At 71.0% G+C, this 15,167-nt stretch carries 13 protein-coding genes and 2 pseudogenes; 9 read left to right on the plus strand and 6 right to left on the minus strand.

The window, feature by feature from the left end:
- Positions 1-254: 254 nt before the first annotated feature.
- Positions 255-1,016, plus strand: coding sequence for an SDR family oxidoreductase (locus tag AB0C96_RS33815; protein WP_362922846.1), 762 nt, complete (start codon positions 255-257; stop codon positions 1,014-1,016).
- A 73-nt stretch (positions 1,017-1,089) separates the two neighbouring features.
- Here AB0C96_RS33815 and AB0C96_RS33820 read toward each other — a convergent pair whose 3' ends face one another.
- A complete protein-coding gene (locus tag AB0C96_RS33820) occupies positions 1,090-2,004 on the minus strand; it encodes an NAD(P)H-binding protein (protein ID WP_362922847.1) in 915 nt (304 codons plus the stop codon).
- A 593-nt stretch (positions 2,005-2,597) separates the two neighbouring features.
- Here AB0C96_RS33820 and AB0C96_RS33825 point away from each other — a divergent pair.
- Genes AB0C96_RS33825 through AB0C96_RS33835 form a run of 3 tightly spaced genes read left to right on the plus strand, consistent with a single transcriptional unit; the run spans position 2,598 to position 6,081 of the window.
- Positions 2,598-4,280, plus strand: coding sequence for an FAD-dependent oxidoreductase (locus AB0C96_RS33825; RefSeq protein WP_362922848.1), 1,683 nt, complete (start codon positions 2,598-2,600; stop codon positions 4,278-4,280).
- A complete protein-coding gene (locus AB0C96_RS33830; RefSeq protein ID WP_362922849.1) occupies positions 4,277-5,734 on the plus strand; it encodes an ATP-binding protein in 1,458 nt (485 codons plus the stop codon). The genes AB0C96_RS33825 and AB0C96_RS33830 overlap by 4 nt, the downstream gene beginning before the upstream one ends.
- Positions 5,731-6,081, plus strand: a complete 351-nt coding sequence (locus tag AB0C96_RS33835; protein WP_362922850.1) for a UBP-type zinc finger domain-containing protein — start codon at positions 5,731-5,733, stop codon at positions 6,079-6,081. The genes AB0C96_RS33830 and AB0C96_RS33835 overlap by 4 nt, the downstream gene beginning before the upstream one ends.
- Positions 6,082-6,390: 309 nt before the next feature.
- Here the strand turns inward: AB0C96_RS33835 and AB0C96_RS33840 are convergent.
- From AB0C96_RS33840 to AB0C96_RS33850, 3 genes and pseudogenes are all read right to left on the minus strand, one after another.
- Positions 6,391-6,528, minus strand: a pseudogene (locus AB0C96_RS33840) (hypothetical protein); the annotation flags it as partial.
- A 408-nt stretch (positions 6,529-6,936) separates the two neighbouring features.
- Positions 6,937-7,665: a DUF6333 family protein gene (locus AB0C96_RS33845; protein ID WP_362922851.1), complete on the minus strand. Its 729-nt coding sequence runs from the start codon at positions 7,663-7,665 to the stop codon at positions 6,937-6,939.
- Between the two features lie 308 nt (positions 7,666-7,973).
- A pseudogene (locus AB0C96_RS33850) lies at positions 7,974-8,405 on the minus strand (helix-turn-helix domain-containing protein); the annotation flags it as partial.
- Positions 8,406-8,458: 53 nt separating this feature from the next.
- Here AB0C96_RS33850 and AB0C96_RS33855 point away from each other — a divergent pair.
- Together AB0C96_RS33855 and AB0C96_RS33860 are read left to right on the plus strand one after the other, a co-directional pair.
- Positions 8,459-9,253 (plus strand): SDR family oxidoreductase, encoded by a 795-nt coding sequence (locus AB0C96_RS33855; protein ID WP_362922852.1) that lies wholly within the window; start codon positions 8,459-8,461, stop codon positions 9,251-9,253.
- 27 nt (positions 9,254-9,280) lie between these two features.
- The gene (locus AB0C96_RS33860; protein WP_362922853.1) at positions 9,281-9,640 is read left to right on the plus strand and encodes a nuclear transport factor 2 family protein; all 360 of its coding nucleotides are present in this window, start codon (positions 9,281-9,283) and stop codon (positions 9,638-9,640) included.
- A gap of 162 nt (positions 9,641-9,802) precedes the next feature.
- Here the strand turns inward: AB0C96_RS33860 and AB0C96_RS33865 are convergent, their stop codons facing one another.
- Complete coding sequence (locus AB0C96_RS33865) at positions 9,803-10,450, minus strand: cysteine hydrolase (protein ID WP_362922854.1); 648 nt, start codon at positions 10,448-10,450, stop codon at positions 9,803-9,805.
- Between the two features lie 209 nt (positions 10,451-10,659).
- Here AB0C96_RS33865 and AB0C96_RS33870 point away from each other — a divergent pair, with 209 nt between their 5' ends.
- The 3 genes from AB0C96_RS33870 (at position 10,660) to AB0C96_RS33880 (ending at position 14,254) form a co-directional block, all read left to right on the plus strand.
- On the plus strand, positions 10,660-11,124 hold the full coding sequence (locus AB0C96_RS33870; protein WP_362922855.1) for a pyridoxamine 5'-phosphate oxidase family protein: 465 nt from the start codon (positions 10,660-10,662) through the stop codon (positions 11,122-11,124).
- A 279-nt stretch (positions 11,125-11,403) separates the two neighbouring features.
- Complete coding sequence (locus AB0C96_RS33875; RefSeq protein WP_362922857.1) at positions 11,404-12,864, plus strand: acyl-CoA synthetase; 1,461 nt, start codon at positions 11,404-11,406, stop codon at positions 12,862-12,864.
- On the plus strand, positions 12,857-14,254 hold the full coding sequence (locus tag AB0C96_RS33880; RefSeq protein WP_362922859.1) for a carboxyl transferase domain-containing protein: 1,398 nt from the start codon (positions 12,857-12,859) through the stop codon (positions 14,252-14,254). Before AB0C96_RS33875 ends, AB0C96_RS33880 begins: the two co-directional genes overlap by 8 nt.
- A 3-nt stretch (positions 14,255-14,257) precedes the next feature.
- On the opposite strand, the gene AB0C96_RS33885 is transcribed toward AB0C96_RS33880, so the two are convergent.
- A complete protein-coding gene (locus AB0C96_RS33885; protein WP_362922861.1) occupies positions 14,258-15,166 on the minus strand; it encodes a LysR family transcriptional regulator in 909 nt (302 codons plus the stop codon).
- Between the last annotated feature and the right edge of the window lies 1 nt (position 15,167).

A 15,167-nucleotide genomic window follows, 5' to 3' on the forward strand; every position in this document is an offset into this window, starting at 1 on the left:
AGCGCCCACCGCCTTGACACGTACCGCGACAGGCCGGTTGCCATGGCCGCCGAACGGGTCGGGAGACGACAGGCGCATGTGAGCCTCACCTCCTCCCCGCCTCCGCCTCCTCCCCGCCTCCGCCTCGGCCGCCGAAGCAGCCGACAGGTGATCAGTGGCCTGAAGCGCGACCATGGGAGCGGAGACCGAGGTCCGGAGGTACGGATGACGAGCAACCAACGGCCCCGTTCCATCCGGAACGGCGGTGTTCGGTCATGACTGCTGCGCCCAGCGATCCCGGCACTCCGGCGAGCCTCGGTCTCGCTGGCCAGACCGTCGTGGTGATCGGCGCCAGCGCGGGTATCGGCCTGGAAACCGCCCGCCAAGTACGGGCAGGCGGCGGCAGGCTCATCCTGGTCGGCCGCGATCCGGAACGGCTGCAACGAGTTGCTCACGAACTTCATCCGCTCAGTACGGCGGCGTTCGATGCGACCGACGCCGACCGCCTCCGGCAGTTCTTCCAGGATCTGACCGGGCCCGTGGACCATGTGATGGTGACGGCCGGCAGCCCTTCCTACCGGCCCTTGTCGGACATGGATCTCGACGCCGCCCGTCGGGAGTTCGCACAGCGGCTCACCCTGACACTCGGCGTCGCCCTCTACAGCCGCGACAAGGTTCGCCCCGGAGGCACACTGCTGTTCATGAGCGGCACCGGCGGCCGCCGCCCCGGTGTCGGCATGACCGTCGTGTCCGCCCTCACGGCCGCGCTGTCCGCCCTCACCAGCAATCTGGCGCTCGAGCTGGCGCCGATCCGGGTGAACGTCATCGCTGCGGGCTTCGTCGACACACCCCTGTCCGCCTCGCTGCTGGGCGATCAGCTGGAGGCCCGGCGCCAGGAGCTCCGTGCCACGCTTCCCATCCGACGGGTGGTCGAACCGGCCGACGTCGCCGCGTTGGCCGTCCACCTCATGTGCAACGACGCCCTCACGGGCGGCACATACGACATCGACGGCGGACAGCAGCTCCTGCCCCATTGAGGCCCCGGGCATGTACGGGGACGACGCAGCCACCACCGCCGACCCCGTTGAGCGGTCGCGCAGCCAGGTCCGACTAGGTTTGCAGGGCCGGCGTTTTCTTGATGAAGCCGTCAAACCCCAACGGGGGCCGCCCGAGCAACTCGGCAACGTCGTTCGTGGCTCGGTCGTACCGGTTCTCGCCATGCAGTCGAGCCATGGTGGCGATGTGTTCAAGGACGTGTGGCGGCAGGTCCTGGCTCTTGAGGTCGTGTTCCAGCCACTCCTCGTACGGCACGTCGACGTAGGTCACGGCACGGCCCAGAGCAGTGGAGAACTCGGCCGCGATGGCGGCCATGTCACGGGAGTGTGTCCCGGTCAGTTCGTAGACCCGACGGGTGGGAGGAACCGGGCCGAGCAGCAGATGTGCGATGGCCTCTGCTACATCCGCCGCGGCGACCGGCGAGGTCCGGGCGGAGCCGAAGGGGAGGCGGATTGTGCCGTCTCGCAGGATCGAGGCGACGGCGATCCGGGCGAAGAGCGGATTCTCCATGAATACCGTGGGCCGGACGTGGACGACCGGCGCCCCTGACCAGTCGAGGACGTGCTCGGCAAGCCAGTGCAGTCGCTGCTGCCGGGATTCGGCATCGCTGGTGAGGTCCATCTGCGAGACCGTCATCTGCGAGATGCTCACCAGCAGTTCGAGGTCGTCGCTTTCCCGGATGGCCGCCGCGACCGTCGTTGCGGCCTCCAGGTACGCGGGCGACACGCTCATCCCGAAGTAGGCGCGGTGGCAACCCGCCAGCGCCTCAAGCACGTCGGCGCCACGGGTGAGGTCGCCGACCACCACGTCCACGCCGGTCATGGCCCGCAAGGCCGAGGCCCGTTCGTCGTCGTGGTGCACAAGAGCCCGGACCGGCACGCCCTGCGCATGCAACCGGTCGAGGACGGTTCGTCCGACTCCGCCGACGCCGCCACCGACGCCGGTGACAAGGATGGGCTGGGCGTGCACTGCGATCGCCTCCTGCCGTCTGGACCGGGACGCCGGTCCGCTCGGGACGAGCCAACCCTGCGGGCTGCCTGGTGGTCACCCACGCAGCCGGGTGCGGATTGCGGCGAGGTGGCCGTGCCATGAAGGACGTTACTCCCATCTGTCCACGGGGTCGCCGCGGCGCGAAGGCCCTGGGCGCCGACGGTGCGCGCGGCTTCATCGGCCTGCGGGCCCGACTGCGGTGGGGGCTGGTGCGGTGCGAGGCACCTCAGACCCTATCGCACAGATATGCGCTTTAAATCCAACATGCACAAGGGTTACTTAAGGCGAAAAATTGTGCGTTTCCTCAGGCCGCATCGGGGCGGCTCAGCAGCGAGGCCACCCACCGAAGCGAGCACACCCAGCCCGGCCGGCGCCTCACGGATGCGACCTCACATGCCCCGGCAGCTACCGGCACCTACCTGCACCTATATGGCACCTACCAGCAGATCGCCGCACTCCTGACCTTGCGTAGCAGGCCATGACAGCCATCCATAAAATGGGTATGGCTGCCGCACCGGTGTGCCGGACAGGCACATGAACTCGGTGCGGAAGGGCGATCGACCGGGGACGGAATGCCGAGAGAACAGGCTGCCAGTCCGGCGCGGACCGTCATCCTGACCGTGGACGACGACCCGGGCGTATCGCGTGCTGTCGCCCGCGATCTGCGGCGTCGGTACGGTGAGTCGTACCGCATCGTACGCGCGGAGTCCGGCGCGTCCGCCCTTGCCGCCCTGCGTGAGCTGAAGCTGCGCGGCACCCCCGTCGCGGTGATCGTGGCCGACTACCGGATGCCGGAGATGAACGGCATCGAGTTCCTCGAGCAGGCTCTCGACATCCATCCCGGCGCGCGACGGGTGCTGCTGACCGCGTACGCGGACACCGGCGCGGCCATCGACGCGATCAATGTCGTCGATCTCGACCACTACCTCCTCAAGCCCTGGGAGCCGCCCGAGGAGAAGCTCTACCCCGTCCTCGACGATCTCCTGCGGGCCTGGCAGGCCACCGACCACCGGCCGGTGACCGTCACCAAGGTCGTCGGACACCGCTGGTCGGCGCGTTCCTCGGCCGTGCGGGAGTTCCTGGCCCGGAACCAGGTGCCCTACCGCTGGTACTCGTCCGAGGATCCGGAAGGCCGGCGGCTGCTGTGCGCCGCGGGCCAGGAGGGTCTGCGGCTCCCGCTGGTGATCGCCCCGGACGGCACAGCCCTCGTCGAACCCGAGGACCGGGAACTCGCCGCCCGGGTCGGCCTCGCGACGACACCTGCTACCGACTTCTACGACCTCGTCATCATCGGCGGCGGACCCGCCGGTTTGGGTGCGGCGGTGTACGGGGCCTCCGAGGGCCTGCGGACCGTCCTCGTGGAACGCTCCGCGACCGGGGGCCAAGCGGGCCAGAGCTCGCGCATCGAGAACTACCTCGGCTTTCCGGACGGGGTGTCCGGGGCACAGCTCACCGACCGGGCCCGGCGTCAGGCGTTGAAGTTCGGTGCCGAGATCCTGACCGCGCGCGAGGTCACCGGGCTGGAGGTCAACGGCGCGTCGCGCGTCGTCCGGTTCTCGGACGGCTCCGCTGTCGCCGCGCACGCCGTGATCCTTGCGACCGGCGTGTCGTACCGGCAACTGGATGCACCCCACGTGTCCGAGTTGACCGGCTGCGGAGTGTTCTACGGCTCGGCCCTGACCGAAGCGGCCGCATGCCAAGGCCATGACGTGTACATCGTCGGCGGCGCGAACTCCGCCGGCCAGGCCGCGATATACCTGGCCCGCAGCGCCAAGGCGGTCACCATACTGGTGCGTAGGCCGTCCTTGTCCACCTCGATGTCGCACTACCTCGTCCAGCAGGTCGACGAGACGCCCACGATCTCCGTGCGCACCAACACGGTCGTCGACGCCGCCCACGGATCGCGTCAACTGGAACAGATCACCCTGCGCGACACCACGACCGGCCGCACCGAACTCGTCGACGCCCAGTGGATGTTCGTCTTCATCGGCGCGGCCCCGCTGACCGACTGGCTGGAGGGCACGGTGCTCCGGGACGCCCGCGGGTTCATCCTGACCGGCCCCGACCTGACCACGGACGGGCGTCCGCCGGCCGGCTGGGAGTTGGACCGGCCGCCCTACCACTTGGAAACAAACGTCCCGGGCGTGTTCGTGGCCGGTGACGCCCGCGCCGAGTCCGCCAAGCGTGTCGCTTCCGCGGTGGGCGAGGGAGCCATGGCGGTCATGCTCGCCCACCGATACCTGGAGCAGTTATGAACGGCCGGCCGATGCCATGCAGCCAGGAGGAACTCGGCTCGCTGTTCCTGTTCGAGAAGCTGGCCCCCGACCAGCTCGCCCGGCTCTGCCGCGAAGGCCGGGTGGAGGAGTTCGCACCCGGGCCCGTGTACGAGGAGGGCGACGCGGCAACGTGCTTCTACGTGCTGCTCGAAGGGACCGTCGTTCTCTCGCGCCGGATCGGGGACTACGACGTGGAGATCAACCGGAGTTCCAGCCGCGGGGTGTACGCGGGAGCCTTCCAGGCCTACCTGGGCGACCGCCTGCGGCAGGTGTACAACAGCTCCCTGAGTGTCATCGAGCCCGCACGCTTCTTCGTGCTGCCCGCGGAGACCTTCGCCGCGGTCATGCGCGAGTGGTTTCCGATGGCCGTGCACCTGCTGGAAGGCCTCTTCTTCGGCACCAAGACCGCTCAGGAGGCCATCGGCCAGCGAGAACGGCTCCTGGCTCTCGGATCGCTGTCCGCGGGCCTGACCCATGAGCTGAACAACCCCGCCGCCGCGGCCGTGCGCGCCACCTCCGCGCTCCGCGAGCGGGTCGCCGGAATGCGCCACAAGCTCGGCGTCATCGCGGCACGCTCGTACCGGCGCGACACCCTGGAGACGCTCGTCGACGTCCAGGAGCGCACGGCCGAACGCGTGGCCAAGGCCACCACCCTGAGCCCGCTGGAAGCCTCGGACCGGGAGGACGCCCTCTCCGACTGGCTGGACGACCACGGCATCGGCGACGGCTGGCAGCTCGCGCCGACCTTCGTACAGGCCGGCCTCGACACCGACTGGCTGGACCAGGTCGCCGCGGCCGTGGACAGCGACACCCTTGAGGACGCCATGCGATGGCTCAACTACACCGTGGAAACCGAGCTGTTGATGAACGAGATCGAGGAGTCGACCACCCGCGTCTCGACCCTCGTCACGGCAGCCAAGCAGTACTCGCAACTCGATCGAGCGCCGTACCAGGTCACCGACGTCCATGAACTGCTGGACAGCACCCTGCTGATGGTCTCCGCGAAGATCGGCCCCCACATCACCGTCGTCAAGGACTACGACCGCGGCCTGCCGAAGATCCCCGCCTACCCCGGCGAGCTCAATCAGGTATGGACGAATCTGATCGACAACGCCGCCGCAGCGATGAACAGTACGGACGCCGACGGCACGTTGACAGTGCGCACCGCGCGCGAAGGTGACCATCTGCTCGTCGAATTCCGCGACACCGGTCCAGGAGTCCCCGCGGAGATCCGCGACCGCATCTTCGATCCCTTCTTCACCACCAAACCGGTGGGCGAGGGCACCGGTCTCGGTCTGGACATCTCCTGGCGCATCATCGTCAACAAACACAACGGGGACCTGAGGTTCCGTTCCGTCCCCGGCGACACCCGCTTCCAGGTCCGCCTGCCGTTGGCCTCCGCCGACCCCCGTTCCCCACAGGAGCCGTCATGAGTTCTCCGAACGGAATCGACCCCTCGGTCCCGCCCAGCGGAACCGGCTGCGCCGAATGCGACGCCAGTGGCGGCTGGTGGTTCCATCTGCGACGCTGCGCACAGTGCGGCCACATCGGCTGTTGCGACGACTCGCCCGCCAAGCACGCGACGGCCCACGCCCGGGACAGCCGGCACCCGGTGATCCGCAGCTTCGAACCGGGCGAAACCTGGTTCTACGACTACGAGACCTCGCAGGTGTACGGCTCGGGCCCGCCCCTGGCTCCCCCTGAGAGTCACCCGGCCGACCAGCCCACCCCCGGCCCCGCGGGACGAGTCCCGAAGGACTGGGCCGAGCGTCTGGGATAGGCAGATCCCGAACTCTCGCACGCCTGGTGCTCGGCGAGGCTGACGTTGACCGAGGCGGGTGAGGACGGGCGCGTGCGGGCCGGGGAGCGCAACGTGCGAGTGCATCAGCAGATGCACGAAGGCATTGACACGGCCGACTTCGTGACCACGATCAACGTCCTGCGCCGCATGGTCGCCAATCTGGGTGGTGAGGGCAACCTGCCCGACTGAGCAACCGCCGCAGGACCGAGAAACAAGCTCAGTTCTGGTGCAGTTCGTTGCGGCCGGGCCCCCGGAGAGCTTGTCGGTGCCCGGGCCGCCCCACAGGACGTCGTCACCGCTGTTGCCCCACGACGTGTCGTTACCCGCCTCGCCGTACAGCTTGTCGTTGCCCTTGCCGCCGTAGAGGACGTCGGCCCCGCCACTGCCGTGCAGGACATCGTTGCCGTCGTCGGTGGGGAAGGCCATGCGGAGCACCCCGCGTCGCTGGGCTGTGGCGCGATGCCCACGACCGGCCACCGGGGAGCGAGTTGCGGCGAATCCTTCAGTAGGTCGTCGGTCGAGCCGGCGCGGCCCTCGACCTGACGCTCGTTGATGCCGACGGCGTCGAGCCGGACATGGGCGGTGCCGTGAACGGCCACCGCACCGGAGACGAGACGTACTGTCCGCTGGACGCCGCAGAACTGGGCACTGATCGCCAAGGCCGACAACGCCATCTACGGACCGGCCTGACCACCACGAACCAGCGAGACCTCGGTGCACAGTCACCGACTTCCCCTGGCATCGATCATCTGGACGGTTCCGCCCGTCCACAGGAAACGGGTAAGGCCATGTCGATATGTCAACCCGGCCGTGTGTAGGTGTCGTTGAAGGGCGTCAGTCGCTGATGAAGTAGAGGGACTCCATGTGGCTGGTGGCGTGCTCGCTGTGCCGCACTCGCAGCGCCGAGGCGTCCAGGTCGCGCCTGCCCCACGGGTCGGCTTCCCCGAGGCACGCGCTTGCGAGCGCGCCCCAGTCGTTCTGGTTCGGCTCGTCGTCCAGGTCGAAGTACACCTCAAGATCGTCGAGGACTTCCGCGGTGATGCCGAGGGCGGCCATCACGGCCTGGGGGTCACCGGAGACGACGAACGGTTCGTCGCCGGGCCAGCCGCAGGCGTGGAACATGGTGCCGTCCGGGAGCCATACGAGGTCTTCGGTGTGCTCGGCACCGCAGTGGACTTCCACCCGGCCCACGATCCGCGCGTCGGGGAACCGCTTGCGCAGGCGGGTGGCCTCGGCGAGAAGCGGCATGTCGTTGCCGTCGTCCGCGAACGCCGGATCGGAGATCGACATGAGGTTGCCCCACACCCCGACGTGCACGACATCCAGATCGGCCCGGGTGGTGACCGTGTGGGTGTCGCTCCGCTTGCGGGGGCCGAGGTCTTCGATCACGTCGTCGATCGTGTCCAGCGAGCGGGCCAACGCGGCCGCCAGGCCGGGATCGTTGGGCGGGAGTTCCGCCGCGTCCACGGTGAACGGCGGGTGGAGGACGGTCAGTTCGTAACATAGCCCGCTGCCGGTGGTCATACGGTCGGCCGGGAGCGTCCAGAACGTGCTATCGGGCATGGGGTTACAGTAAGGGGATCGTCCTTGCCGCCCGCTCGGGTGCCATTGGCGGGCAGGGTGCGTCCTCCGGTGACGCCAGGAACCGGTGAAGCAGGCTCCTTGGCTTGCGCCGGCGGACGACACGGACGTCTGCCCGGGTGCAGAGGGTGACGGCGCCGAACCGGCAGCAGCGGCTCGCTGTTCGCCCACAGCTCATCGCCAACAACTCATGGCCGACAAGCCAGGGTTGTGCATCCGGCTTCCTCACACACCGGCAACGGACCCATCCGCTCAAGGGCACGGCTCGCCGCCTGTCTGCGAGACAGACGTCAGGTGGCGACTGCACCGTCAGGCGTGATGGCCGTGATTCGGTCATAGCGGGCGTGCATGGCGCGGCTGGCGGCGGGGCCGGCGGTGAACACGTAGGCGTGGCTGTCGTCGAGGCGGCGGCCGGTCTTGGCGTCGACGACCACAGGTTCGACTTCGTCGCCGCTGGCGGCGTCGACCAGGATCATGCTGCGTTGCTCGGGGGTGAGGCGGGAGTTGCCCCAGGCCGCCAGAGTGATGATCACCGGACGCAGAGAGCGGCCCAGGCTGGTCAGGACGTACTCGTAGCGCACCGGGTTGGTCTGGTAGGGGCGGCGCTCCAGGAGGCCGTCGGCGACCAGGGTCTTGAGGCGTGCGGTGAGCATGCTGGTGGAGATGCCGAGGTTCTCCTGGAACTGGTCGAAGCGGGTGTAGCCGTCGAAGGCGTCGTGGAGGAAATGGCGGGTGCGGTGCTCCTGCCTGCCCGTACCCGGGAACGGAGCTCGCCATGACCACGCCCGTCAGAGCAGTCAGCGAATCCCTGAAGGGCCGGCGGGCCCTGGTCACCGGCGGCACGAAAGGGGTCGGCGCGGCTGTCGCCCGACGTCTGGCCCGGGCCGGCGCCACCGTTCTGGTGACCGCGCGCAACCGACCGGACGACGTCTCTCCCTCGGACATGATCACCGCGGACCTGGCCACCCCCGAACGGGCCGCCACCGTGGTCGAGGAAGCCCTCCGCCGCCTCGGCGGTGTCGACATACTGGTCGACAACCTGGGCGGCTCGGAAGCGCCCTCGGGCGGATACGCGGTCCTCGACGAGGACGACTGGGCGAGGGAGCTGAACGTCAACCTCCTCGCCGCCGTCCGCCTGGATCGCGGCCTGCTGCCCGCCATGATCGAAGCCGGCCGTGGCGTCATCATCCACCTCTCCTCGATCCAGCGCCGCATGCCCCTGTGGAACGGCACCCTCGCCTACGCCGCCGCCAAGGCCGCGCTGACCACCTACAGCAAGGGCCTGGCCAACGAGGTCGCACCGCACGGCGTCCGCGTCAACACCGTCGCCCCAGGCTTCGTCCAGACCAACGCCGCTGACAACCTTGTCGCCCGCATCGCCGAGAACACCGGTACCACCCGCGAAGCGGCGCTGAAACAGCTCATGGACTCCCTCGGCGGCATCCCACTGGGCCGCCCCAACCGCCCCGAAGAAGTCGCCGAACTCGTCACCTTCCTCGCCTCCGACCGCGCCTCCGCCATCGTCGGCGCCGAGCACGTCATCGACGGCGGCACCATCCCCACCGTGTGAACTCCTCCACCACCGTCAGGAACCGCCATGCACACCGACCAGCCCCAGGACATCGCCCCCGACGCCCTGCCCGAGCTGCTCACTCGCTGTCTGGACGCCCACCGCGCTCATGACACCGCCACCGCACTCAGCACCTTCCATCCGGACGCCACCGTGACCGACGAGGGCAAGACCCGCCGGGGAGCCCCGGCGATCGAGACCTGGCTGAGCCGTTCCGCCAGCGAGTACACGTACACGATCGAACTCACCGGCGCACAGAAGGTCGACACGGACCACTACATCGCCACACACCACCTTGAGGGCAACTTCCCGGGCGGGGTAGTGGACCTGCACTACCGCTTTGCCCTCAACGACGGCCTCATCGAGGACCTCGTCATCGAACCCTGACCGGCACCCGCGCGTGCCCCAGTTGGCACCACAGCGGGCCCGCGACCAGGTCGTCGTCCGCCAAGGTGGTCGTCAAGGGTGGCTCCGTCACTCTCGGTTGACGGGGGCCCGCCCGACCCGACTCCTGGCCGCACAGGTGCGCGCCGGGACCGCGGCGCCCGTTCAGCGGCCGCGACGGGGCCGCTTCCAGCTGCTCAGCACGTCACCGGTGGTGGTGACGGTGGCGACCAGGGCAAGGGTGTTGCGGACCATCGCCGAGGTGTACTCGGCCGGCACGCCGGCGATGGCGTCCGCGGGCACCACGGCGGTGTACCCCAGATTGACCGCGTCGAAGACGGCGTTGGGGATCGCCACGTTCGCCGACACCCCGGTGACGACGAGGGTGCGGCACCCGACGTTGCGCAGCAGCGCGTCCACGCCGGTGCCGGCGATCGGCGAGAGGCCGTGCAACCTGCGCACCACCAGGTCCTCCTCCGCCACCGGTATCGGCTCCGCGATGCGCACCGCGGTGGACCCGACGAACTGCTGGACGGGCAGCCGTTCGGCAGCCCTGAACAGGCGGGCGTTGCGGCTCGCGCCGCGGCCGTCGGGGCGGCGTTCGGCGACCGCGTGCAGCACCTGGACACCGGCGTCGTGTGCGGCCGCCACCAGGCGGGCGATGTTCGCCAGCGCTCCCGATGCGCGGGCGATCGCGGCCAGTTCGGGCAGTGCGCTGTCCGGGCCGACCACGCCGCGCTGGCACTCCACGGTGAGCAGCACCGTGGAGGCGGGGTCCAGTTGCTCGTCGAGCCGTCGGGCGTCCGGTGGCATGGCGATTCCCCTCTGGTGGTCTGCTTTCCCGCACGGTGGTCCCCGGTGGGCCGCGTCACGACGGTCGCCGCCGGGGCGGGCGAGGGTATCCGGCATTGCGTCCCGCAGGAAGAGCACCCATGATTTCTGACGCACAGTCAGATACGGCTGGACGACGTCGGGCGTCGGGGTCGGACACGGGTGCACGACGGTAGCGGAGGCGATGACGGATGGCCGGGACACAGCGGCGCGGGCGCCGGATCATGATGACGCGGGCCGAGCGGGACGGGTTCCTCACCGAGCAGCGGACCTGCCGGATCGCCACGGTCGGCGGCGACGGCGCACCGCACGTCGGGGCGCTGTGGTTCGCCTGGGACGGGGCGGCCCTGTGGCTGTACTCGATCACCCGCAGCAAGCGGTGGGCCCAGCTGCGCAAGGACCCGCGGATCGCGGTGGTCGTCGACGACGGGCACGAGTACGGCGAACTGCGCGGGGTAGAGCTGGCGGGCCGCGCGGAGCGGGTCGGCGAGGCGCCGCGCACCGGCGAGGCGTGCGCCGAACTGGACGCTCCGGAGCGGCTGTTCGCGCAGAAGTACTTCGGGATGTCCGCGATGCCGCACGACGGTCGGCACGCCTGGCTGCGGCTCGCGCCGGAGACCGTCGTGTCGTGGGACTTCCGGAAGATTCCGGGGTGAGCGCGATCCCGGGGCACGATCCCGTGGCACCGGCCGGGGCACCGGCACCGATCGCCGCGCCGGGACGGCATGGCGCACGGCGGCCTCATCGCGCACGGCGGTCGCACCACGCATAGTGACGGCCGGTCGTACCGTGCACAGTGCTCGCATGGCGCGCGGTGATCGCACTGTCAGTGGTCTCTGCGAGAGTGGTGTCAGCCCGCCCCGCACCGCGCAGGTGCGGGAGCGGGACGGCTCGGCCGCGCCGGGCCGGGCGCCGACGAGGACGAAGGAGATCCGGTGACCGTGCTCTTCCCCGCACTGCGCGACGCATCGACCGCACCCGCGCTGCGCTTCGGCGACCGTGCGCTGAGCTACCGCCAACTGGCGTCGGTGGCCGGGGCGCTGGCCCAGCGGATCGGCGGCGCGTCGCGGATCGCCGTCTGGGCGACGCCCACGTTGGAGACCTCGGTCGCGGTGGTGGCCGCGCTGCTCGCCGGGGTGGCCGCGGTACCGGTGAATCCGAAGATCGGCGAGCGCGAGCTGGCGCACATCGTGGGCGACAGCGCGCCCTCCCTCGTCCTGGCGGAGCCGGGCGCCGGCCTGCCGGGGCCGCTCGCCGCCCTGCCCCGTGTCGACGTCGACGCCGGCGAGCCGTCGGAGCGGACCGAGCCGGCCCCGTTGCCGCACGAGCCGGGCGACGAGGCACCGGCCCTGATCGTCTACACCTCCGGCACGACGGGCCCGCCCAAGGGCGTCGTACTCCCCCGCCGGGCCCTCGCGCGCACCCTGGACGCCCTCCAGGACGCCTGGCAGTGGACGGCCGACGACGTCCTCGTCCACGCCCTCCCGCTGTTCCATGTGCACGGCCTGATCCTGGGCGTCCTCGGGCCGCTGCGGCGCGGCGGCAGCGTGCACCACCTGGGTCGCTTCAGCACCGATGCGGTCGCCCGGGAGCTGTCGGCGGACGGGACGATGCTGTTCGGCGTACCGACGATGTACCACCGCCTGGCCGCCGCGGTCGGCCACGATCCGGCGCTCGCCAAGGCGCTGGCCGGTGCCCGGCTGCTGGTGTCCGGATCGGCCGCGCTGCCGCTGACGGACCACGAGCGGATCGCGGCGGCCACCGGCCGTCGGGTGATCGAGCGGTACGGCATGACGGAGACGCTGATGAACACCAGCGTGCGGGCGGACGGTCCGGACGCCCTGGGCACGGTCGGGGTGCCGCTGCCGGGCGTGCAGGTCCGGCTGGTCGACGACGCGGGCCGGAGCATCGAGACGGACGACGGCGAGACCGTGGGTGAGATCCAGGTCCGCGGCCCGAACCTCTTCACCGAGTACCTGAACCGCCCCGACGCCACCGCCTCGGCCTTCGACGGCGGCTGGTTCCGCACCGGCGACATGGCGGTCCGCGACGCCTCGGGGAACTACCGCATCGTGGGCCGCAAGGCCACCGACCTGATCAAGAGCGGCGGTTACAAGATCGGCGCGGGCGAGATCGAGAACGCGCTGCTGGCGCACCCCGGGGTTGCCGAGGCGGCGGTGACCGGCGCCCCGGACGACGACCTCGGCGAGCGGATCGTGGCCTGGGTCGTGCCGGAGAGCGGCCCGGACGCCGGCCCGCCACCGTCCGCCGAGGAGCTCGCCGACCACGTCGCGCGGCAGCTCGCGCCGCACAAACGCCCCCGCACGGTGCACTTCCTGGACGCGCTGCCGCGCAACGACATGGGCAAGGTCCTCAAGCGAGAACTCCGTGCGTGACGCCGACCTGCCGTGCAGCCGGCTGACGGCCCGCCAGGCCCTGGCCGCGGTCACGGACGCGTACAGCGAGCTGCCGGCCGTGCCCGTCGGCGGGCACGGCCGGCAGGGTCCGGCCGTTCCGCCGTCCGCACCGGACGGCCCGCTCGGCTGGCGCGGCTACGACGCGTCGCGGGCGCGCGCCCGCGCGCGAACCGGCGAGGACGAGTCGGTGGTCGCGGCCCTGGCCACGCTCGGGGGCACGGAGGCGGTGGTGCTCTCCTTCGAGTTCCGGTTCCTGGGCGGTTCGCTGGGTGAGCGCACCGGCGACCGGCTGGAGGCCGCCTACACCGAGGCCAGGGAGCGGCGGCTGCCGCTCGTCGCGCTGATCGCCACCGGCGGCAGCCGGATGCAGGAGGGCATGCGGGCGCTGGCCCAACTCCAGCGGGTGGCCCGGCAGTCGGCGCTCAACCGTGCCGCGGGGCTGCCGCAGATCGCCGTCCTGCGCGATCCGACGACCGGCGGTGGCTGGGCCACGCTCGGCGCGTCCGCCGATGTGGTCCTCGCGCTCCCGGGGGCACAGGTCGGGTTCGCCGGCTCACGAGTACGCCCGCCGGACGCCGATCCGTACGCCTACTCCGCCGAGGGTCAGCTGGCGGCGGGCCAGGTCGACGCGGTCGTCCCACCCGACCTGCTGCGCGCCACGCTCCAGCGGTGGCTGCGGCTGCTGTGCCCGGCACGGGAGCCCGGGGGTGCCCCCGAGCCGGCGCCGCCGCCGGCCGCGCTCGGCGCCCCGGGGCTGCCGGAGACCGGCTGGGGTGCGGTGGTGCGGGCGCGCGAGGAGCGCAGACCGCGGGCAGACGCGTATCTGGAGGCGTACTTCGACGACCGGGAGGAGGTCAGCGGCGACCGCTGCGGCGGCGTCGACCCCGGGGTGCGGTGCGGCTTCGGCCGTCGCGACGGCCGGACGATCGCCTTCGCGGCGCAGTGCGGCACGGCCACCCGGCCGGCCGGCTTCCGTACCGCCGCCCGCCTCGTCCGACTCGCGGACCGGCTCGGCATCCCGGTCCTCACCCTCGTGGACACCCCGGGTGCGGCGAATGACGCGGCCGCCGAGCGGGCCGGCGCCGGCGCGGCGATCGCGGACGCCTTCACGGCACTCGCCACCGTCCGGGTGCCGGTGACGTCCCTGCTCATCGGCGAGGGCGGGTCCGGCGGCGCGCTGGCCCTGGCCGCACCGGGCCGGCTCTGGGCGACCCCCGACAGCTACTTCTCCGTGATCGCCCCGGAGCTGGCCGCCGCCATCCTCAAACGCGACCGGGAACAGGTCCGGGACACCGCCGACCAACTCCGCATCCGTCCCCAGGACTTGCTGGAGCTGGGCGTCATCCGCGGGATCGTCGACCCGACCTGAGCCTCAGCCGTCCTCCAGCTTCCTGCCGGCCGTGCGGAGGGCACCCACCGCGGCGCGGATCGAGGGTCTGCGGTCCGCGTCCGCGCGCCAGATGGCGTAGACATGGCGGCGCATCGTATGGCGTACGGGCACCACGCTCACCCCCTGCGGCACCGGCCCGCGGCCGAGCCGCGGAGCCACCGCGACGCCCAGTCCGGCCGCGATCAGGGCGAGCTGGGTACCGTGCTCCTCCGCCATGTGCGCGATGCGCGGCTCGATCCCCTTGCTGCGCAGCGTGAACATCAGCCATTCGTTGCAGAACTCCCCCTGCGGCCAGGAGATCCACTCGTCGTCCGCGAACTCCTCCAGTTCCACGGACCGTCGTGCGGCCAGCGGGTGGGCCGACGGCATCGCCACATCGGCCGGATCGTCCAGCAGCGGGGCCTTCGCCAGCCCGTCGGGCAGGGACAGCGGGCGGTTGTACCAGTCCAGGACGACGGCCAGATCGATGTCGCCGCGCACCACTCCGCGCACCGAGGCGTCCGGGTCCATCTCGGTCAGCCGCGCGCGCAGCTGGGGGTGCTCGACGCGGAGCGCGGCGAGGGCGGACGGGAAGAGCCCCCGGGCGGCGGTGGGGAACGCACCGAGGCGCAGCTCGCCCACCGCCTGGCCACGGTGCGCCTCCAGCTCGGCCTGCGCCAGCTCGACCTGGGAGAGGATGCGCACCGCATGGTCGGCGAGCAGCCGACCGGCATCGGTCAGCCGCACCCCGCGCCCGTTCTTCGCCAACAGTTGCTGTCCGGTCTCCCGCTCCAGCTTGGCGATCTGCTGCGAGACCGCCGAGGTCGTCACGTGCAGTCCGTCGGCGGCCGCGCTCACCGATCCATGGCGGGCGACAGCGCTCAACGTCCGTAGGCGATCAAGGTTCAACATA

The organism is Streptomyces sp. NPDC048506 (assembly GCF_040651315.1).
GTDB lineage: Bacteria > Actinomycetota > Actinomycetes > Streptomycetales > Streptomycetaceae > Streptomyces.